The organism is Actinacidiphila acidipaludis (assembly GCF_019890725.1).
GTDB classification, from domain to species: domain Bacteria; phylum Actinomycetota; class Actinomycetes; order Streptomycetales; family Streptomycetaceae; genus Actinacidiphila; species Actinacidiphila acidipaludis.
Window position 1 is genome coordinate 20,541 of the sequence record NZ_JAINZZ010000062.1, and the last position, 20,426, is coordinate 40,966.

Sequence of the window (20,426 nt, forward strand, 5' to 3'; positions counted from 1 at the left end):
TACGTCGTGGGTGATCGGAGGGGGGAGACGCGGCGGGGACTAGCCGACGGCGCCTTCCATCTGCAGCTCGATCAGGCGGTTGAGCTCCAGGGCGTACTCCATCGGGAGCTCCTTGGCGATCGGCTCGACGAAGCCGCGCACGATCATCGCCATGGCCTCGAACTCGGTCATGCCGCGGCTCATCAGGTAGAAGAGCTGGTCGTCGGAGACCTTGGAGACGGTCGCCTCGTGGCCCATCGACACGTCGTCCTCGCGGACGTCCACGTAGGGGTAGGTGTCGGAGCGGGAGACGGTGTCGACGAGCAGGGCGTCGCACAGCACGTTGGACTTCGATCCGGCCGCGCCCTCACCGATCTCGATCAGACCGCGGTAGGAGGTCCGGCCGCCGCCGCGCGCCACCGACTTGGAGACGATGTTCGACGACGTGTTCGGCGCCATGTGGACCATCTTGGCGCCGGCGTCCTGGTGCTGGCCCTCGCCGGCGAACGCGATGGAGAGCGTCTCGCCCTTGGCGTGCTCGCCCATCAGGTAGACGGCCGGGTACTTCATGGTGACCTTGGAGCCGATGTTGCCGTCGATCCACTCCATGGTCGCGCCCTCGTACGCCACGGCGCGCTTGGTGACCAGGTTGTAGACGTTGTTCGACCAGTTCTGGATGGTCGTGTAGCGGCAGCGGCCGCCCTTCTTCACGATGATCTCGACGACCGCGGAGTGCAGCGAGTCCGACTTGTAGATCGGCGCGGTGCAGCCCTCGACGTAGTGGACGTAGGCGCCCTCGTCGACGATGATCAGCGTCCGCTCGAACTGGCCCATGTTCTCGGTGTTGATCCGGAAGTAGGCCTGCAGCGGGATCTCGACGTGCACGCCCTTCGGCACGTAGATGAAGGAGCCGCCGGACCACACGGCCGTGTTCAGCGAGGCGAACTTGTTGTCGCCGGCCGGGATGACGGTGCCGAAGTACTCCTGGAACAGCTCGGGGTGCTGCTTGAGCGCGGTGTCGGTGTCCAGGAAGATGACGCCCTGCTCCTCCAGGTCCTCGCGGATCTGGTGGTAGACGACCTCGGACTCGTACTGCGCGGCGACACCGGCGACCAGGCGCTGCTTCTCCGCCTCGGGGATGCCGAGCTTGTCGTACGTGTTCCTGATGTCCTCCGGCAGGTCCTCCCAGGACTCCGCCTGCTTCTCGGTGGACCGCACGAAGTACTTGATGTTGTCGAAGTCGATGCCCGTGAGGTCCGAACCCCAGGTCGGCATCGGCTTCTTGTCGAACAGCCGCAGGCCCTTGAGGCGCAGCTTCAGCATCCAGTCCGGTTCCGACTTCTTCGCGGAGATGTCGCGGACGACGTCCTCGGAGAGGCCGCGCTTGGCGGCGGCCCCGGCGAGGTCGGAGTCGGCCCAGCCGTACTCGTAGTTGCCGATGCCTTCGAGCTCCGGGTGAGTGGTCTCCGTGGGAGCAGTCATGCGGGGTTCCTCCCGGACGTGCTGGCAGTTTCTGGTGCTGGTGCGTGGTCTGGTGCGGGCGCGGCCCGGTGGGGCCGCTCGGCCCGGCCGGCCTTGCCCGGCGGTGCGGGGCCCTCGGTGCCGGCCCGGGGGATGTACGTGGTGCACACCCCGTCGCCGTGGGCGATGGTGGCCAGCCGCTGGACGTGCGTCCCGAGCAGGCGGGAGAAGACCTCGGCCTCCGCCTCGCAAAGCTGCGGGAACTGCTCGGCGGTGTGGGCCACCGGGCAGTGGTGCTGGCAGAGCTGCTCGCCGGCGGGACCGGCGGTGCTCGCGCTGCGCGCCGTAGCAGCGTACCCGTCCTGGGTCAGGGCACTCGCCAGCGCCTGGGCCCGGTCCTGCGGGGCGGCGGCCTCCACGATCGCGCGGTACCGCTCGGCCTGGGCGGCGACCCGGGCGCGGGCGAACGCGGTGACCGCGGCCTGCCCGTCCTCACCGCCGCCGGCCGATTCGGCTATCCAGCGCAGCGCGTCGGCGGCGAGCTGGTCGTACGCCTGGTCGAACGCGTCCCGGCCGCAGTCGGTGAGGACGAAGACCCGGGCGGGGCGGCCACGGCCGCGGTGGCCGTAGACGCGCTGCTCGCGAGCCTCCACCACGTTTTCCGCGGCGAGGGCGTCCAGGTGACGGCGTACCGCCGCCTGGGTGAGTCCGAGGCGCTCGGCGAGGTCGGCGGCGGTGGAGGGCCCGTGGTCCAGGATGGACCGCACGACCCGGTTGCGGGTGCGCCGCTCCCCGGTCGTCTGCTCCTCCGCCGCCCCCTGGGCGGCGCCACCGACGTTTTTCACAAGGCCATTGTTGCGTAATTCGCGGGAGACGGGCAAGCGACCCCCCTCGCCGACACGGTGTGCTGCATCACTAAGGGTCACCTAATTCCGCCCTGCCGCCGATCGCACCGCACGCGCTCCCTAGACTCGTGCGCATGCGAATCGAGCCCGCGGTCGAGGTGACCGGACTGGTCAAGCGGTACGGCACCAGGACCGCGGTCGACGGCATGGACCTGACGGTGCCCCGCGGGTCCGTGACCGCGGTCCTCGGCCCCAACGGCGCCGGCAAGACCACCACCGTCGAGGTGTGCGAGGGCTACCGGCGGCCGGACGGCGGAAGCGTCCGGGTGCTGGGCCTGGACCCGGTGACCCAGGGTGCCGAGCTGCGGCCCAGGATCGGCGTGATGCTGCAGTCCGGGGGCGTCTACCCCGGCGCGCGGGCCGCCGAGATGCTGCGGCACGCGGCCACCCTGTACGCCGACCCGGTGGCCCCGGAGCTGCTGATCGGGCGGCTCGGCCTGGAGGCGTGCGGCCGCACGCCCTACCGGCGGCTGTCCGGCGGGCAGCAGCAGCGGCTGGCGCTGGCCATGGCCGTGGTCGGCCGCCCCGAGCTGGTCTTCCTCGACGAGCCGACCGCCGGCCTGGACCCGCAGGCCCGGCACGCCACCTGGGACCTGGTGCGCGAGCTGCGCGCCGACGGCGTCACCGTCGTGCTCACCACGCACTACATGGACGAGGCCGAGCAGCTCGCCGACAACGTGGTGATCATCGACCGCGGCCGGGCGATCGCCGAGGGCACCCCCGAGGAGCTGTGCCGGGGCGGCGCCGAGAACACCCTGCGCTTCACCGGCCGGCCGGGCCTGGACGTCGCGTCCCTGCTCAACGCGCTGCCCGCGGACGCACTCGCGGCCGAGCTGACCCCCGGCAACTACCGCATCGAGGGCAAGATCGACCCTCAGCTGCTGGCCACCGTCACCTCCTGGTGCGCCCAGCACGGCGTCCTGCCCGACCGGCTGTCGGTGGAGCGCCGCACCCTGGAGGACGTCTTCCTCGAGCTGACCGGCAAGGAGCTGCGCGCATGAGCACTGCGACCACGGACACGGCGTTCGCCCAGGGCGCGTTCACCCCGCGGCCGGGCGCCGCGCCGCTGCCGCGGATGATCCGGGCGCAGGCGCTGCTGGAGACCAGGATGCTGCTGCGCAACGGCGAGCAGCTGCTGCTCACCGTGGTGATCCCGGCACTGCTGCTGGTGCTGTTCAGCGCGGTCGACATCGTGGACACCGGGGCGGGCAGGTCGGTGGACTTCCTGACGCCCGGCATCCTGGCGCTCGCGGTGCTCTCCACCGCGTTCACCGGGCAGGCCATCGCCACCGGGTTCGAGCGCCGCTACGGCGTGCTGAAGCGGCTGGGCGCCTCCCCGCTGCCGCGCTGGGCCCTGATGACCGCGAAGACCTGCTCGGTGCTGGTCACCGAGGCACTCCAGGTGGTGCTGCTCACGCTGATCGCCCTGGCGCTGGGCTGGTCCCCGCACGGCGACCCGCTGGCCATTGTGCTGCTGCTCCTGCTCGGCACGGCCGCCTTCTCCGGCCTCGGGCTGCTGATGGCCGGCACGCTCAAGGCCGAGGCCACGCTCGCCGCGGCCAACCTGGTGTTCCTGCTGCTGCTGGTCGGCGGCGGCGTCATCGTTCCGCTGGACAAGTTCTCCGGCGGTGTCCAGGACGTGCTGCGGCTGCTGCCCGTCTCGGCGCTCTCCGACGGTCTGCGGGACGTGCTCCAGCACGGCGCCGGGATGCCGTGGGGCGACCTGGGCATCCTCGCGGTGTGGGCGGTCGTGGGGCTCGCCGCGGCCGGCCGCTGGTTCCGCTGGGAGTGACGCCACGCCCCCCTCGTGAAAGCGTGCACAAGGCGGGCGCCTACCATGGCTCCGTGCCGAAGCTGCCCGAAACCGCGCGAAACCCGCTCGCCTTCATCGCCGCCAGGTGGACGCCGAACCCGGTGACGGTCCGCCGGGCGGCGCTCGCCGCCCTGGTGATGTCGGTGCTCATCGTGGTCACCGGAGGCGCGGTCCGGCTGACCGCCTCCGGGCTCGGCTGCCCGACCTGGCCGACGTGCAGCGGCGACAGCCTGCTCGGCACGCGCGAGATGGGCATCCACCACGCCATCGAGATCAGCAACCGGATGCTGACGTACGTGCTGTGCGCGGCCGTCGGCTGGGCGATCATCGCGATCCGTGCCATGGAGCCGCGCCGCACCGGCCTGTACCGGCTGGCCTGGGCGCAGTTCTGGGTGGTCGTCGGCAACGCGGTCTGGGGCGGCCTGACCGTCCTCACCAAGCTCAACCCGTACGTGGTCTCGCTGCACTTCCTGCTCTCCGCCGCGCTGATCACCGTGGCGGTGCTGACCTGGCAGCGGGTGCCGGAGGGCGACGCCTCGCCCCGGCCGCTGGTGGGCAAGCCGGTCCGGCAGCTCGGCCAGCTGCTGGCCGCCGCGGCGGCGGTGCTGATCGTCGTCGGCACCCTGGTCACCGGCGCCGGCCCGCACCCCGGGGACTCCAGCGGCACGTACAAGGTCCAGCGGATCGACGTCGACTGGAAGACGATCGCGCAGCTCCACGCCGACTTCGCGTGGATCGTGGTCGGCCTCACCATCGCGCTGTGGTTCGTGCTGCGCGCGGTGGACGCGCCCCCCGGGCCGCAGCGCCGGGCCGCCGAGCTGTTCGCGGTGCTGATGGGCCAGGGCGTCATCGGCTACGTCCAGTACTTCACGCACCTGCCGGCGGTGCTGGTCGACCTGCACATGTTCGGCGCCTGCCTGGTGTGGATCGCGACCCTGCGGGTGCTGCTGTCCTTCCGCGAGCGGCCGCTGGCCGAGCCCGGCGAGGGCGCCGCGGTCACCTCAGCGGTCGCCCCGGCCCAGGGTGTCGGCGCAGGGCAGGCGGGGGTGCGGGACACGGCCGGCGGCCGTGACCGGCAGCCCGTAGACGCGGCGCGCGTTCCCCTCGCCGACCAGGACGGCGACCCGCTCTCCGTCCGCGGCTGACCACTCCCCCGCCGCCACCCGCTCGTCCACCAGCCGTCCCAGCCCGGCGCGGAACGCCCGGGCGCCGGTGACGTACAGCTCCGGCAGTCCCGCCGCGCCGCTGGCGTAGAGCACCTTGCCGAACGGGGTGCGGGCCAGCACCGCCGACGGGTCGCCGCCCAGCGCGACATAGACGTGCGGCAGCGCGGTGGCGAGCTCCGCCGCGGCCGTCTCGTGCCGGGCGCCCGGCATCAGCACGACGTCGGTGCCCAGCCCCGCCGTGGCGTGCAGGAAGTCCACCGCCGCCCGCGGCCCGGGGCCGGCCTCCTCGTAGCCCAGGGCCAGCGGCAGACCGGTCGCGACGGCGTGCCACACCAGGTGCCTTCGCAGCACCTCGTCGGTGAGCCGGCCGCCGACCGCGCGGGTCGCCAGCCAGCGCGCGGCGGCGTACCGCACCACGTGGGCGCCGGGCGGTCGCGGGCCGCCGCCGCTGCCCGGCGCGTCCGGGCACGCGGCGTACTCGGCGTACTCGGCGTGGAGGGCGTACTCCGCCGACTCCTCGTCCCACGGCCGGGCGTGGCGTCCGCGCAGGGCAGGGCCGAGGTCGGGGGCCGGCCAGGGCGCCGGGACACCCGGAGTCCCCGCCCGGGCGTGCCGGCCGCCGGGCGCCGGGAATCCGGTGCCGCAGGAGAAGCCCGCCGCCTCCTGCGCCGCGGCGTGCACCGCCTCGGCGAGGTTGGCCAGGAAGCCGTCGACGGTGCCCGAGGTGTCGGCCACCTGCTGGGCGAGGGGTTCCAGGCGGACGATCTCGTACGTGGCGGCGCCGCCGACCGCGCCGAGGTCCTTGGGCGGGGTGAGGTCACCGGGCTCGCCGGTCTCCACCAGATAGGTGGAGACGCCGGTGCCGCGCAGCAGCCGGCGGGCCGCCTCGTAGGCGCCGAGCTCACGCCGGCGGGCCAGGTAGCGGGCCGGGGGGCAGTGCGGCTCCAGGCCGAGCAGCGGCGGGCACCAGCGGCGCACGGCGAACCCGGCCGGGCTGTCGAACAGCGTGGTGTGCGGCGCCGGTGTGCCCGGCAGCCGGGCCTCGAACGAGCCGAGGCCGAGTTCCCCCTGGAGCACCCCGTGGCACTGCGCGTCCACGAGATGTCCCTGCGCCCCGTCCATGGCTGCCCCTGTTCCCGCGTCACGACCCTGCCATGGTCCTAACGGCCGGGGGTGCCGTCAGGTGTTGGCGGGACCGCCCATCTGGAAACCGGCCATCCGGGTCCACTCGTAGCGGCCGGTGCGGATCCGGGCGGCGAACTCGCCTTCGAAGTCCTCGTGCACGGTGACGCCGGCGCGGGTCACCGCGTCCTGGGCGACGGCCGGGGTCGGCGCGACGAGGTCGCCCCAGGCGCCGTCGCCGCCCACCAGCACGATGCGGGAGCCGCGGGCGCCGATGTACTCGACGGTGGCCTCGGCGCTGCCGCCGTGCGCGGTGGCGAAGGCGGTGATCTGCCGCGCCAGCCGGTCCGCCCGGCGGTTCGCCCGGGCCTCCTCGCGGGTCGGGTTCGCCGGGGCGTCGTCGCTGGTCTGCTGCGTGTCCGTCATGGCCCTATGCTACCCATCGGTAACTCATGTCGGCGACCCGCTCACGGCCGGAATCGCCGCCGGAATCGCTGTCGTCGTCGCTGTCGTCGCTGTCGTCGTCGCGGTCGGACTCCCCGCCGGGAACCCACGGTAGGGCCCGGCGCGCGCGTCGTCGTAGTCGGCGACCTGGACGGTCACCGTCAGCCGCACCGGGGGCGCGTCTGCCTGGCCGCGGACGGTGAGCGGCACCTCGTAGGAGCCGGCGGCGGTGCCGGCCGCTGCGCTCACCCACAGCCGTGCGGTGCCCGATCCGGTGGCCGGGTCCAGTGCGAACGGCCCGGCCGCGGCGACGGTGATGCCCGCGGGCGGGGCTGCGGAGACCGACAGCGCGTCCTCGTGCCCGGCGAGCCGCTGCGCGTGCACGACGAGCTCGGCCGCCACCCCGCCGGCCGCCACCGACGGCCGGTTCGGGGTGGCCGACGCCAGGACGTCGTGCTCGCCGGTGCGGAAGGAGGGCGACGCGGCGCTCGGGGACGCGGCCCACCGGGTGTCGGGCGTGGCGGACAGGGTGAAGTCCAGCCGCCCGCCGTGCGCCACCACCGACGGCGGCAGGTAGGTGCGGGCCCAGGTGTGCCCGTCGAGGGTGAGGCGGTGGACGTAGGGCGTGCCGTCCGAGGCCCCGGGGGCGCGGATGTCCAGGTCGCCGGCGCCGGGCAGGTCGATCACCGCCCACTCGAACAGCGGGCTGTGCAGGGCGAGGTCGGCGGTTCCCGGCGTGGCCGGGTACATGCCGAGCGCGGCCCAGACGTACCAGGACGACTGCGCCCCCAGGTCGTCGTTGCCGGGCTCGCCGTCGGGGGTGGGGCTGAACAGCGTCGTGGCGATGTCGCGGACGGTCTTCTGCGCCTTCCACGGCCGGCCGACCTGGTCGTAGACCCACGGCGCCCCGAAGTCGATCTCGTTTCCCGCCCACATGTACGGGGCGTTGGGGCCTGCGTTCAGCCGGCCGAAGAACCTGTCGAGCCGGTCGGCGGCGGCCGCGGAACCGCCCATCGAGGCGATCAGCCCCGCCATGTCCTGCGGGACGAGCCAGTTGTACTGGGCGGCGTTGCCCTCGTCGTAGCCGTCCTGCCCGAATTTCCCCGCCGCCGGCGGCTGGAAGCCCGCCTTGTCGGGGAACCGGCCGTCCTCGCCGCGCGGTTCGAGGTAGCCGGTGGCCGGGTCGAGGACGTTCTGCCAGTTCTGGCCGCGCTCGGCGAAGGTGCGGGCCACGTCGTCCTGCCCGGCCGCGGCGGCGAGCCGGGAGATCGCGAAGTCGTCGATGGCCCATTCCAGGGTCTCCGAGGCGCCGACGTGGCCGTGGTCGCCCCTTGCCGTGTCGCCGTCGGGCATGTAGCCGCGCTCGGCGTACTCCGCGATGCCGGGCCGCTCGTGGTAGGCGTGCGGATCGGGGTCCACCGAGGTGGCGCCCTTGACCAGGTACGTCAGCGCCCTCTTCAGGTCGAAGCCGCGTGCCCCGTACGCGTACAGGTCGGCGATGAGCGGCACGGAGTTGTCGCCGGACATCTGCCCAGTGGCGGAATTGGCCAGCGGCCAGCGCGGCCACCAGCCGCTCTGCTGCGCGTCGTTGACCAGGGACTGGGCCATGTCGCCGGCCTGCCGCGGGAACAGCATCGCCTGGAGCGGCGCGAGCGAGCGGTAGGTGTCCCAGTCGGAGAAGTTGGTGTACTGCGCGTGCCCGGCGGGCAGGGTGCGGATCCTGCCGTCGAAGCCGATGTAGCGGCCGTCGGCGTCGTTGAAGGTGTTGGGGTGCAGCAGGGAGTGGTAGAGCGCGGTGTAGAACGTCTTCAGCTCGCCGGTGTCCCGGCTCGCGACGCGCACCTCGCCCAGGGCCCGCGTCCACTGGTCGCGGGTCTGCCGGTGCAGCGCGTCCAGGTCCCAGCCGGGCACCTCGGCCGCCATGTTGGCCCGGGCGCCGGCCGCGGACACGTACGACAGGGCGACCTTGGCCCGCACGGTGCGGCTGCCGCCGTCGCCGAAGGTGAGGTAGGCGCCGGCGCCGGCCGCGGTGGCGGAGTCGCCGCCCGCGGTCACGGTGGTGCCGTCCCAGGTGCCGTGCGCCGTGAAGGGCTGGTCGAAGGTGATCGCGTAGTGGACCGTGTACTGGTTGCCCTTGCTGCAGAAGTTGCCCGTGGTCACCGAGCCGGTGACCTCCCGGTCGCCCACCACCCGGACGTCGGCGGTCTTGACGACGCTGAGGCTGCCGCCCGCCTTGACCAGCAGCTGGGCCGGGCCGGCGCCCGGGGGGAAGGTGAAGGAGGCCAGCCCGGTGCGGGTGGCGGCAGTCAGCTCGGCCCGGACGCCGGAGTCGTCGAGGGTCACCGCGTAGTAGCCGGGCTCAGCCTGCTCGCCGGTGTGCGTGAAGTGCTCGGTGAGCTTCCAGGGCGCGTCCCCCACCGGCCCCGCGACGGGCAGGATCGGCACGTCCCCGAAGGCGCGGCAGCCGACCGAGGCGTGGTCCATGCTGAAGCCGCGGATCCGGTCGCCGTGGTACTGGTAGCCGGCGTAGGAGCCGGCGGTGTCCGGGGAGAACTGCATCATCCCGAACGGGGTCGCCGGGCCCGGGAAGTCGTTGATCTCACCGACGGTGGAGCCGCCGCGTCCCGTGCCGATCAGCGGGTCCACGTAGCTCGCGGGGTCGGAGACCAGGGCCGCCCCCGAAGCGCGCGCCGACAACGTTATCGGACCATCGGACAGCAGGGCCGTGCCGGCCGAGGCAGATCCGGCGGTCACCAGCGCCACCACCACGCCGAGCACGGTCACCAGCGCGTCGCGCACGGTACGCCGCCTTCTCACACGTACCTCCGATGGTGGACGGGAAGAGCCCACATCCTGGAGGCCGCACAGGCCGGAAATCAACCGTCCCGGCCCGAAGAGCGACGCAGGTAACAGCGTGTGGAGCAGCAGGTCAGCCGCTCGTGGCCGGCCGATCCTAGTGCAGGAAGGGGTCGACCGCGACGGCGACGAACAGCAGGGTCGCGTAGGTGATCGACCAGTGGAAGAGCCGCATCTCCTTGAGCTTGGCCCCGGTGATCCCGGCCTTGGCGCGGGCGTGCAGCCCGTGCGCCTCCTTGAGCCAGAACGCGCCGAGCGCCGCCGCCACCACCGGGTAGAACCAGGACGTCTGGCCGAGCGGCCACCACAGCGTGAGCGAGGTCAGCACCATCACCCAGCTGTAGAGGACGATCTGCTTCGCCACGACCTGGTTGCCGGCGACCACCGGCAGCATCGGCACGCCGACCCGCTCGTAGTCGTCCTTGACCTTCATCGACAGCGGCCAGTAGTGCGGCGGCGTCCAGAAGAAGAGGACGAGGAACAGCACGAAGGGCGCCCACGCCAGCTCGTTCCGCACCGCGGACCAGCCGATGAACACCTGCAGACAGCCGGCCACCCCGCCCCAGACGATGTTCTGGGCCGTGCGGCGCTTGAGCCACAGCGTGTACACGAAGACGTAGTAGAGGATCGCCGCGAGTGACAGCGCCGCCGACAGCGGGTTGACCAGCACCGCGAACCAGACCGTGGAGACCACCGAGAGCGTGATGCCGAAGACCAGGGCCTCGGCCGGCGAGACCATGCCGGTGACCAGCGGCCGCTGCTCGGTCCGGTGCATCAGCGCGTCGATGTCCCGGTCGATGTACATGTTCAGCGCGTTCGCGCCGCCGGCCGACAGGTAGCCGCCGACGACCGTGGCCAGGACCAGCCACAGGGAAGGCACTCCGCCGGCCGCCAGGAACATCACCGGAACGGTGGTGATGAGCAGCAGTTCGATGATGCGCGGCTTGGTGAGTGCCACGAACCCCATCACACGGGCCCGAAGCGGCCGGTGCGCTGAGCCCGCCCCGAGGACCCCTGCGGGTCGGGTTTCGACGGCCGTCACGAACACCCCAAGAGAGATGAGTCAGCAAGCACGGGCCACCGGCGGAATCAGCGGGGCCTCGCGAGGCTTGCGCGTACCACGCCACTCTAGAGGTAGGGAATACCCGGCTTTCGCCCGGGGGTGGAACGTGTCCACCGTGGCGTGAAGGCGGGCCCGGAGCGGGTTCACCGTCCGTTCACGGTGCTCGGCAGGCGAAGCGGGCTGCTGGGGGGCAGGATCGAAAAGGTGAGCGCCCTGCGGCGGTAGGCTCGACCGCGTCGGGTAGGCACACGTCACCGGCGCTTTTCGAACATGTGGAGAGGAGCCCTGACTCAGGGTGAGCAAGCAGCCGACCACCACAGATCTCGAGTGGACCGAACTGGACGAACGCGCGGTGGACACCGCCCGTGTCCTCGCCATGGATTCCGTGCAGAAGGTCGGCAACGGCCATCCCGGCACGGCGATGAGCCTGGCCCCCGCGGCCTACCTGCTCTTCCAGAAGGTCATGCGGCACGACCCCGCGGACCCGGACTGGACCGGCCGCGACCGCTTCGTGCTGTCCGCCGGGCACTCCAGCCTGACCCTCTACACGCAGCTCTACTACGCCGGGTACGGGCTCGAACTGAGCGACCTGGAGGCGTTCAGGACCTGGGGCTCCAAGACCCCGGGCCACCCCGAGTACGGCCACACCACGGGCGTAGAGACCACCACCGGCCCGCTCGGCCAGGGCGTCGCCAACGCCGTCGGCATGGCCATGGCCTCCCGCTACGAGCGCGGACTGTTCGACCCGGACGCGGCGCCCGGCACCTCCCCCTTCGACCACACGATCTGGGCGATCGCCGGTGACGGCTGCCTGCAGGAGGGCATCTCCTCCGAGGCGTCCTCGCTCGCCGGCCACCAGAAGCTCGGCAACCTCAACCTGCTGTGGGACGACAACCACATCTCGATCGAGGGCGACACCGAGACCGCGGTCTCCGAGGACACCTGCAAGCGGTACGAGGCCTACGGCTGGCACGTGCAGCGGGTCGACATGCTGGAGAACGGCGCGCTGGACGTGCACGCGCTGTACGCGGCGATGCAGGCCGCCAAGGCCGAGACCGAGCGCCCGTCGTTCATCGCGGTCCGCTCCATCATCGGCTGGCCGGCGCCGCACGCGCAGAACACCGAGGCCGCGCACGGCTCCGCGCTGGGCGAGGACGAGGTCCGCGCCACCAAGGAGGTGCTGGGGTTCGACCCCGACAAGCACTTCGACGTGGCCGGCGATGTGATCGCGCACACCCGCGCGGTCGGTGAGCGCGGCCGCGAGGCGCGGGCGGAGTGGGACAAGTCCTTCGCCGCGTGGCGCACCGCCAACCCCGAGCGCGCCGCCCTGTTCGACCGGGTCGACGCGGCCGAGCTCCCCGAGGGCTGGGAGAACGCGCTGCCGGTCTTCGAGACCGGCAAGTCCCTTGCCACGCGCGCCGCTTCGGGCAAGGTGCTGGAGGCGCTGGGCGGGGTCATCCCCGAGCTGTGGGGTGGTTCCGCGGACCTGGCGGGCTCCAACAACACCACGTTCGACAAGAACTCCTCGTTCCTGCCGGTCGGCAACCCGCTGCCGGGCGCCGACCCGTACGGCCGCACGATCCACTTCGGCATCCGCGAGCACGCGATGGCCGCCGAGCTCAACGGCATCACGCTGCACGGCAACACCCGTGTCTACGGCGGTACGTTCCTCGTCTTCTCCGACTACATGCGCAACGCGGTGCGGCTGTCCGCGCTGATGCACCTGCCGGTGACCTACGTGTGGACGCACGACTCGATCGGCCTGGGCGAGGACGGCCCCACGCACCAGCCGGTGGAGCACCTGGCCGCGCTGCGGGCCATCCCGGGGCTCAACGTGGTGCGCCCGGCGGACGCCAACGAGACCGTGATCGCCTGGCGGGAGATCCAGCGGCGCTGGACCAAGGAGTTCGGCAAGGGCGCTCCGCACGGCCTGGCGCTGACCCGGCAGGGCGTGCCGACCTACGAGCGCAACGAGGCCGCCGCGCGCGGCGGTTACGTGCTGCTCGACGCCGAGGGCGCGGACGGCGCGGCCGCCGAGCCGAAGGTGCTGCTGATCGCCACCGGTTCCGAGGTCCAGCTGGCCGTGGGCGCCCGCGAGGAGCTGCAGGCCGCCGGCATCCCCACCCGCGTGGTGTCGATGCCGTGCGTGGAGTGGTTCGAGGAGCAGGACCAGGCGTACAGGGACAGCGTGCTGCCGCCGTCGGTGAAGGCGCGTGTCTCGGTCGAGGCCGGCATCGGCCTGACCTGGTACCGGTACGTCGGCGACGCGGGCCGGACCGTCAGCCTGGAGCACTTCGGCGCCAGCGCCGACGCGAAGGTGCTGTTCCGTGAGTTCGGGTTCACCGCCGAGGCGGTGGCCGCCGCGGCCCGGGAATCTCTCGCCGCCGCAGATCGCTGATCCGGGTAACGACTAGTAGGAGATGCAATTCCGATGACAGACGCACTCAAGCGCCTCTCCGACGAAGGCGTGGCGATCTGGCTGGACGACCTGTCCCGCAAGCGCATCACGTCCGGCAACCTGGCCGAACTCATCGACCAGCAGCACGTGGTGGGTGTCACCACGAACCCGTCGATCTTCCAGAAGGCGATCTCCCAGGGCGACGGCTACGACAGCCAGCTCCAGGACCTGGCCGTGCGCCGGCTGACGGTCGAGGAGGCGGTGCGGATGATCACGACCGCCGACGTCCGTGACGCCGCGGACATCCTGCGTCCGCTCTTCGACTCCAGCGAGCACCAGGACGGCCGGGTCTCGATCGAGGTCGACCCGCGGCTGGCGCACAACACGAAGGCGACCGTCGCCGAGGCCAAGCAGCTCGCGTGGCTGGTGGACCGGCCGAACACGCTGATCAAGATCCCGGCCACCAAGCCGGGCCTGCCGGCCATCACCGAGGTCATCGCGCGCGGCATCAGCGTCAACGTCACGCTGATCTTCTCGCTCGAGCGCTACCGCGAGGTGATGGACGCGTACCTGACCGGTCTGGAGAAGGCCAGGACGGCGGGCCTGGACCTGTCCGAGATCCACTCGGTGGCGTCGTTCTTCGTGTCCCGCGTGGACACCGAGATCGACAAGCGCCTGGAGAAGATCGGCACGGACGAGGCCAAGGCGCTCAAGGGCAAGGCCGCCGTCGCCAACGCGCGGCTGGCGTACGAGGCGTACGAGGAGGTCTTCTCCTCCGACCGCTGGCTGGCCCTGGAGAAGGCGGGCGCCAACAAGCAGCGGCCGCTGTGGGCCTCGACGGGCGTGAAGGACCCGGCCTACCCGGCCGACCTCTACGTCTACGAGCTGGTCGCGCCGAACACGGTCAACACCATGCCGGAGGCGACGATGGACGCCGTCGCGCAGCAGGACCGGATCAGCGGTGACCGGGTGCACGGCACGTACGAGCAGGCGCGTGCGGACATCGACGCCCTCGAGGCGCTCGGCGTGTCGTACGACGACGTGGTCCAGGTGCTCGAGGACGAGGGCGTCGAGAAGTTCGAGGCCTCCTGGAACGAACTGCTGGACTCCACCAAGGCGGAACTCGAACGGCTTTTCCCTTCGGAGGCCTGAGGTGACCACCACCGACTCTCCGGCGCATGCCGGCAACCCACTGCGTGACCCACAGGACCGGCGCCTGCCGCGTATCGCGGGTCCGTCGGGGCTGGTCATCTTCGGCGTGACCGGTGACCTGTCCCGCAAGAAGCTGATGCCCGCGGTCTACGACCTGGCCAACCGCGGCCTGCTGCCGCCGGGTTTCGCCCTGGTGGGCTTCGCCCGCCGCGACTGGGCGGACGAGGACTTCGCGCAGGTCGTGCACGACGCCGTCAAGGAGCACGCGCGCACCCCCTTCCGTGAGGAGGTGTGGCAGCAGCTCGCCGAGGGCATGCGCTTCGTCCCGGGCGAGTTCGACGACGACAACGCGTTCGAGACGCTCAAGTCGACGATCGAGGACCTGGACAAGGTGCGCGGCACCGGCGGCAACTTCGCGTTCTACCTGTCGGTCCCGCCGAAGTTCTTCGCCAACGTCGTGCAGCAGCTCAAGAAGCACGGCCTGTCGCAGGGCAGCGGCGACTCCTGGCGGCGCGCGGTGATCGAGAAGCCGTTCGGCCACGACCTGAAGAGCGCGCAGGAGCTCAACAGGACCGTCCACGACGTCTTCCCGCCCAACGAGGTCTTCCGCATCGACCACTACCTGGGCAAGGAGACCGTCCAGAACATCCTGGCGCTGCGGTTCGCCAACACGATGTACGAGCCGATCTGGAACCGGTCCTACGTGGACCACGTGCAGATCACCATGGCCGAGGACATCGGCATCGGCGGCCGGGCCGGCTACTACGACGGCATCGGCGCGGCGCGCGACGTGATCCAGAACCACCTGCTGCAGCTGCTGGCGCTCACGGCGATGGAGGAGCCCGGCTCCTTCCACCCCAAGGCGCTGACGGCGGAGAAGCTGAAGGTGCTGGGCGCGGTCGTGCTCCCGGAGAACCTCGGCGAGTACACCGTGCGCGGCCAGTACGCGCACGCCTGGCAGGGCGGCGAGGAGGTGCTCGGGTACCTGGAGGAGGACGGCATCGACCCCAAGTCCAAGACCGACACCTACGCGGCGATCAAGCTGGAGATCAACAACCGCCGCTGGGCGGGCGTGCCGTTCTACCTGCGCACCGGCAAGCGGCTCGGCCGGCGTGTGACGGAGATCGCGGTGGTCTTCAAGCGCGCCCCGTACCTGCCCTTCGAGTCCGGCGCCACCGAGGAGCTGGGGCAGAACGCCCTGGTCATCCGGGTGCAGCCGGACGAGGGCGTCACGGTCAGGTTCGGGTCGAAGGTTCCGGGCACCTCCACCGAGGTGCGGGACGTGACGATGGACTTCGCCTACGGCGAGTCGTTCACCGAGTCCAGCCCGGAGGCGTACGAGCGGCTCATCCTGGATGTGCTGCTCGGTGACGCCAACCTCTTCCCGCGCCACCAGGAGGTCGAGCTGTCCTGGACCATCCTCGACCCGATCGAGGAGTACTGGGACAAGCACGGCAAGCCCGCGCAGTACGCGTCGGGCACCTGGGGCCCGGCCGAGGCGGACGAGATGCTCGCACGAGACGGCAGGAGCTGGCGCCGGCCATGAAGATCGATCTGACGGACACCACCTCGTCGCGTATCAACGCCGGTCTGATCCAGGCCCGGCGGGCCATCGGCACCCCGGCCGTCGGCATGGTGCTGACCCTGGTCATCGTCACCGACGAGGGCAGCGCCTACGACGCGCTGAAGGCCGCCACCGAGGCCTCCAAGGAGCACCCCTCGCGGATCCTGGTCGTCATCAAGCGGCCCGGCCGCTCGCCGCGGGACCGGGCGCTGGCCCGGCTCGACGCCGAGGTGCTGGTCGGCTCCGAGGCCGGCACCGGCGAGACCGTGGTGCTGCGGCTCCACGGTGAACTGGCCCAGCACGCCGAGTCCGTGGTGCTGCCGCTGCTGCTGCCCGACGCCCCCGTGGTCGTCTGGTGGCCGGAGGCGGGCCCGGAGAACCTGGCGGCGGACCCGCTGGGCCGCCTCGGCCAGCGCCGGATCTCCGACGCCGCGTCGGCCGAGGACCCGGTCGCGTCGCTGGGCCTGCGGGCCGAGACCTACGCGCCCGGCGACACCGACCTGGCCTGGACCCGGATCACCCCGTGGCGCTCGATGCTCGCGGCGGCCCTGGACCAGAAGCACTCCACGATCTCCTCGGCCGTGGTCGAGGGCGAGGCGTACAACCCGAGCACCGAACTGCTGGCCCTGTGGCTGGCGGACCGCCTCGGGGTGCCGGTGGAGCGCAAGATCTCCCGCGGTCCCGGCATCACCGCGGTGCACCTGGCCAGCGCGGACGGCGAGATCTGCCTCGACCGGCCGGACGGCGCCCTGGCCGAGCTGGCCATGCCCGGCCAGCCGGACCGGCACGTCGCGCTCAAGCGGCGGGAGACGTCCGAGCTGATCGCCGAGGAGCTGCGGCGGCTGGACCCGGACGACATCTACCGCTCGACCGTGCAGTTCGGCGTCAAGCACCTCATCCCGGAGTCGGGGAAGGCCGCCGCGGCCGAGGGCGAGCCCTCCCGCGGGGCGAGCAAGGCGACGCCGTCCCGGAAGGCCAGCCCGGAGCAGAAGGAGGCGCAGGCCGGAAAGACCGCGGCGACGCAGGCCCAGAAGGCCGCCTCCGGTACCGGGAGCGCGGGGAAGGCGTCGTCGAAGTGAGCACACCCCAGGTCGTGGTCCACCGGGACAAGGAGCTGATGGCGCAGGCCGCGGCGGCCCGGCTGATCACGAAGGTGGTCGACGCCCAGGCCGCCCGGGGCACCGCCTCGGTGGTGCTCACGGGCGGCCGGAACGGCAACGCGCTGCTGGCGGCGCTCGCCGGGTCCCCGGCGCGCGACGCCGTGGACTGGGCGCACCTGGACCTGTGGTGGGGCGACGAGCGGTTCCTCCCCGAGGGGGACCCGGAGCGCAACGTCACCCAGGCCCGTGAGGCGCTGCTGGACGCGGTCCCGGTCACCCCGTCGCGGGTGCACGCGATGCCCGCGTCGGGCGGCGTCCACGGTTCGGACGCCGACGCCGCGGCCGAGGCGTATGCCGCGGAGCTGGCGGCCGCGGCAGGCGCCGAGGACCACGTGCGGGTGCCGTCGTTCGACGTGCTGATGCTCGGGGTGGGGCCGGACACGCATGTGGCCTCGCTCTTCCCCGAGCACCCGGGGGTGCGGGAGCGGTCCCGCACGGTGGTCGGCGTGCACGGCTCACCGAAGCCGCCCCCGACCCGGATCTCGCTGACGCTGCCGGCGATCCGGGCGGCACGCGAGGTGTGGCTGCTGGCGGCGGGCGAGGACAAGGCGGGGGCGGTCGCTCTCGCGCTGTCCGCGCCGGGCGAGCTCCAGGCACCGGCCTCCGGCGCGTACGGGCGCTCGCGCACCCTGTGGCTGCTCGACCGGGCGGCCGCGGCCAAGCTCCCGCCGCAGCTCTACCCGCCCGCCTCCTCGTAGGCGGCCGGCCACGACGGTGGCCGCAGACCGTGCGCGAAGGGCGCGCCCCGCTCGGGGCGCGCCCTTCGTGTGCGTCCGGCGCGCCCCGTCCGGGTCCCCCAGTCAGCGGCAGCCGGCGGCAGTCAGCGCGCGATCGGCGGCGGTCAGCGGCCGCGCAGCTCGCGGTACCTGGCCACCAGCGCCTTGGTGCTCGGGTCGAGGCCGGGCACGTCGGCACCCTCGGTCAGTGCGGGCTCCACGCGCTTGGCCAGGACCTTGCCGAGCTCGACGCCCCACTGGTCGAAGGAGTCGATGTTCCAGATCGCGCCCTGCACGAACACCTTGTGCTCGTAGAGCGCGATGAGCTGGCCCAGCACCGACGGCGTCAGCTCGGTCGCCAGGATCGTCGTGGTCGGGTGGTTGCCGCGGAACGTCTTGTGCGGCACCAGCTCCTCCGGCACCCCCTCGGCGCGGACCTCGTCCGGGGTCTTGCCGAACGCCAGCGCCTGCGTCTGCGCGAAGAAGTTCGCCATCAGCAGGTCGTGGTGGCCGGCCAGCGCGCCGAGCTCCTCGACCGGCCGGGCGAAGCCGATGAAGTCGGCCGGGATGAGCTTGGTGCCCTGGTGCAGCAACTGGTAGTACGCGTGCTGCCCGTTGGTGCCCGGCGTGCCCCACACCACCGGTCCGGTCTGCCAGCTGACGGGGTTGCCGTCGCGGTCCACGGACTTGCCGTTGGACTCCATGTCGAGCTGCTGGAGGTAGGCCGTGAACTTGCTCAGATAGTGGCTGTAGGGCAGCACGGCGTGCGACTGCGCGTCGTGGAAGCCGCCGTACCAGACGCCGAGCAGGCCGAGCAGCAGCGGGACGTTCTGCTCGGGCGGCGCGGTCCGGAAGTGCTCGTCGACCAGGTGGAAGCCGGCGAGCATCTCGCGGAACGCGTTGGGGCCGATGGCCAGCATCAGCGACAGGCCGATGGCCGAGTCGAAGGAGTAGCGGCCGCCGACCCAGTCCCAGAACTCGAACATGTTCTGCGGGTCGATGCCGAAGTCGGAGACCTTCTCGGCGTTGGTGGACAGCGCGACGAAGTGCTTGGCCACCGCCTCGTCACCGGCGCCGAGCTCCCCGAGCAGCCACTGCCGGGCGGAGGTGGCGTTGGTGATGGTCTCGATGGTGGTGAAGGTCTTGGAGGCGATGATGAACAGCGTCTCGGCCGCGTCCAGGTCGCGGACCGCCTCGTACAGGTCGGCGCCGTCGACGTTGGAGACGAAGCGCACGGTCAGGTCGCGGTCGGTGTGGGTGCGCAGCACCTCGTAGGCCATCGCGGGGCCGAGGTCGGAGCCGCCGATGCCGATGTTGACGATGTTCCGGATCCGCCTGCCGGTGTACCCGGTCCACTCCCCGGAGCGGATCCGGTCGGCGAACTGCGTCATCTTGTAGAGCACCGCGTGCACGCCGGGCACCACGTTCTGGCCGTCGAGGTCGATCGTGGCGGACTGCGGGGCGCGCAGCGCGGTGTGCAGCACCGCGCGGTTCTCGGTGACGTTGATCCGCTCGCCGCGGAACATCGCGTCGCGGAGCGGGAACACCCCGGTCGCGGCGGCCAGTTCCCGCAGCAGCCGCAGCGTCTCGTCGGTGACGAGCTGCTTGGAGTAGTCCAGGTGGAGGTCGCCGACCTGGAGGGTGTAGCGGCTGCCCCGGTCGGGGTCGCGGTCGAACAGGTCCCGCAGGTGTACGTCGGCCAGCTCCTCGCGGTGCTTGGCGAGCGCGTGCCACTCGGGACGCTGGTCGAGCCTGGTGGAGGCCTGCGCGTTGGTTTCGGACATCAGTCCACTTCTCCTCGTCCTCGCTGCGACACCAACGCTAGTTGATGACGCAGCGGGACGAGGTGAGGGGAGATCAGAACCCTCCGCGGTGCAGCCGCCCGGCGTAGCGCTCCTCCAGGACGACGTTGCGCTCGTGGCCCCCGGGCAGGTTCGCCGAGATGTACACCGGCGCCTCCTTGCCCTCGGCCTGCAGGATCCCGACGGCCTCGGCGAGGACCATCTGCACCAGCAGCGCGGAGGTGATGGTCGACACGCCGCACAGCGCGCCGCCGTTCTCCAGCGGGAGGATGGCGTCGCCGGCCGGGGCGCAGTTGTCCAGCACGGCGTCGGCGACGTCGGCCAGCCGGCGGCCGCTGGGATGCAGGGCGGGCACCGCGCGGGTGTGGGTGAGCGAGGTCAGCGCGATCAGCTGGTGGCCGGCTTCCTTGACGTGCAGCGCCATGTCGACGATCGAGTTGTTGACGCCCGAGTTGGACACGATGACGAACAGGTCCTGCGGGCGCGGGTCGGCCAGCTCGTACAGCCGCCGGGCCAGGCCCGGGGAGCGCTCCAGCAGCGGGTCGCCGAGCACCGAGCGGTCCTCGCCGCCGCGCAGCACCAGGTCGGACAGGCCGATGCGGTTGGTGGGGATGAGGCCGCCGGCCCGGCCGACGATCTCCAGCACGGTGGCCTGGGAGTGGCCGGTGCCGAAGCCGTGGATCACGCCGTCGGCGGCCACGCAGTCCGCGAAGAGCCGGCCGGCGGCCGCCACGGAGTCCTTGTTCGCCTCGATCGCGCGCTCCACGGCCGCGCGGCCCTCGTCGGCGAACGCTGCGGCGCTGATCTGTCCTGCGGCCATGGCCG

15 protein-coding genes and 1 pseudogene are annotated in these 20,426 nt (G+C 72.1%); 8 read left to right on the plus strand and 8 right to left on the minus strand.

The window, feature by feature from the left end; translation table 11 throughout:
* Positions 1-39: 39 nt before the first annotated feature.
* Positions 40-1,461: a Fe-S cluster assembly protein SufB gene (gene sufB / locus K7862_RS31225; RefSeq protein ID WP_222968224.1), complete on the minus strand. Its 1,422-nt coding sequence runs from the start codon at positions 1,459-1,461 to the stop codon at positions 40-42.
* Entirely contained in the window at positions 1,458-2,285 is an 828-nt protein-coding gene (locus K7862_RS31230; RefSeq protein ID WP_308012291.1) for a helix-turn-helix transcriptional regulator, read from the minus strand. Before K7862_RS31230 ends, sufB begins: the two co-directional genes overlap by 4 nt.
* Positions 2,286-2,419: 134 nt before the next feature.
* On the opposite strand from K7862_RS31230, the gene K7862_RS31235 reads away from it, so the two are divergent.
* The 3 genes and pseudogenes from K7862_RS31235 to K7862_RS31245 all read left to right on the plus strand — a co-directional run.
* A complete protein-coding gene (locus K7862_RS31235) occupies positions 2,420-3,346 on the plus strand; it encodes an ABC transporter ATP-binding protein (protein WP_222968226.1) in 927 nt (308 codons plus the stop codon).
* Positions 3,343-4,137, plus strand: coding sequence for an ABC transporter permease (locus K7862_RS31240; RefSeq protein WP_222968227.1), 795 nt, complete (start codon positions 3,343-3,345; stop codon positions 4,135-4,137). The genes K7862_RS31235 and K7862_RS31240 overlap by 4 nt, the downstream gene beginning before the upstream one ends.
* 53 nt (positions 4,138-4,190) lie before the next feature.
* Positions 4,191-5,171: pseudogene (locus K7862_RS31245) on the plus strand (COX15/CtaA family protein); the annotation flags it as partial.
* Here K7862_RS31245 and K7862_RS31250 read toward each other — a convergent pair.
* From K7862_RS31250 to K7862_RS31265, 4 genes are all read right to left on the minus strand, one after another.
* The gene (locus K7862_RS31250; RefSeq protein WP_308012292.1) at positions 5,160-6,446 is read right to left on the minus strand and encodes an amidohydrolase; all 1,287 of its coding nucleotides are present in this window, start codon (positions 6,444-6,446) and stop codon (positions 5,160-5,162) included. The pseudogene K7862_RS31245 and the gene K7862_RS31250 sit on opposite strands and share 12 nt — an antisense overlap.
* Before the next feature lie 57 nt (positions 6,447-6,503).
* Positions 6,504-6,872, minus strand: coding sequence for a hypothetical protein (locus K7862_RS31255; protein ID WP_222968230.1), 369 nt, complete (start codon positions 6,870-6,872; stop codon positions 6,504-6,506).
* Positions 6,873-6,896: 24 nt separating this feature from the next.
* Positions 6,897-9,689, minus strand: a complete 2,793-nt coding sequence (locus tag K7862_RS31260) for a GH92 family glycosyl hydrolase (protein ID WP_308012293.1) — start codon at positions 9,687-9,689, stop codon at positions 6,897-6,899.
* Between the two features lie 154 nt (positions 9,690-9,843).
* Complete coding sequence (locus tag K7862_RS31265; RefSeq protein WP_222968231.1) at positions 9,844-10,794, minus strand: heme o synthase; 951 nt, start codon at positions 10,792-10,794, stop codon at positions 9,844-9,846.
* A gap of 310 nt (positions 10,795-11,104) precedes the next feature.
* Between K7862_RS31265 and tkt the strand changes: the two genes are divergently transcribed.
* From tkt to pgl, 5 genes are read left to right on the plus strand one after another with little or no spacing between them, the layout of a single operon-like run.
* Positions 11,105-13,207, plus strand: a complete 2,103-nt coding sequence (gene tkt, locus K7862_RS31270) for a transketolase (protein ID WP_222968232.1) — start codon at positions 11,105-11,107, stop codon at positions 13,205-13,207.
* A gap of 33 nt (positions 13,208-13,240) precedes the next feature.
* The gene (gene tal, locus K7862_RS31275) at positions 13,241-14,359 is read left to right on the plus strand and encodes a transaldolase (protein WP_222968233.1); all 1,119 of its coding nucleotides are present in this window, start codon (positions 13,241-13,243) and stop codon (positions 14,357-14,359) included.
* A gap of 1 nt (position 14,360) precedes the next feature.
* Complete coding sequence (gene zwf, locus K7862_RS31280; RefSeq protein WP_222968234.1) at positions 14,361-15,905, plus strand: glucose-6-phosphate dehydrogenase; 1,545 nt, start codon at positions 14,361-14,363, stop codon at positions 15,903-15,905.
* On the plus strand, positions 15,902-17,002 hold the full coding sequence (gene opcA, locus K7862_RS31285) for a glucose-6-phosphate dehydrogenase assembly protein OpcA (protein ID WP_222968235.1): 1,101 nt from the start codon (positions 15,902-15,904) through the stop codon (positions 17,000-17,002). The genes zwf and opcA overlap by 4 nt, the downstream gene beginning before the upstream one ends.
* Entirely contained in the window at positions 16,999-17,781 is a 783-nt protein-coding gene (gene pgl, locus K7862_RS31290) for a 6-phosphogluconolactonase (RefSeq protein ID WP_222968237.1), read from the plus strand. Before opcA ends, pgl begins: the two co-directional genes overlap by 4 nt.
* Positions 17,782-17,924: 143 nt before the next feature.
* On the opposite strand, the gene pgi is transcribed toward pgl, so the two are convergent.
* Positions 17,925-19,583 (minus strand): glucose-6-phosphate isomerase, encoded by a 1,659-nt coding sequence (gene pgi, locus K7862_RS31295; protein WP_222968239.1) that lies wholly within the window; start codon positions 19,581-19,583, stop codon positions 17,925-17,927.
* Between the two features lie 73 nt (positions 19,584-19,656).
* Positions 19,657-20,421 (minus strand): sugar isomerase domain-containing protein, encoded by a 765-nt coding sequence (locus tag K7862_RS31300; protein WP_222968241.1) that lies wholly within the window; start codon positions 20,419-20,421, stop codon positions 19,657-19,659.
* Between the last annotated feature and the right edge of the window lie 5 nt (positions 20,422-20,426).

Coding starts and splice junctions, on each gene's coding strand:
- K7862_RS31255 (WP_222968230.1), bottom strand. CDS start 6,872: ATGACGGACACGCAGCAGACCAGCGACGACGCCCCGGCGAACCCGACC.
- opcA (WP_222968235.1), top strand. CDS start 15,902: ATGAAGATCGATCTGACGGACACCACCTCGTCGCGTATCAACGCCGGT.
- sufB (WP_222968224.1), bottom strand. CDS start 1,461: ATGACTGCTCCCACGGAGACCACTCACCCGGAGCTCGAAGGCATCGGC.
- tal (WP_222968233.1), top strand. CDS start 13,241: ATGACAGACGCACTCAAGCGCCTCTCCGACGAAGGCGTGGCGATCTGG.
- pgi (WP_222968239.1), bottom strand. CDS start 19,583: ATGTCCGAAACCAACGCGCAGGCCTCCACCAGGCTCGACCAGCGTCCC.
- K7862_RS31240 (WP_222968227.1), top strand. CDS start 3,343: ATGAGCACTGCGACCACGGACACGGCGTTCGCCCAGGGCGCGTTCACC.
- K7862_RS31300 (WP_222968241.1), bottom strand. CDS start 20,421: ATGGCCGCAGGACAGATCAGCGCCGCAGCGTTCGCCGACGAGGGCCGC.
- K7862_RS31235 (WP_222968226.1), top strand. CDS start 2,420: ATGCGAATCGAGCCCGCGGTCGAGGTGACCGGACTGGTCAAGCGGTAC.
- K7862_RS31250 (WP_308012292.1), bottom strand. CDS start 6,446: ATGGACGGGGCGCAGGGACATCTCGTGGACGCGCAGTGCCACGGGGTG.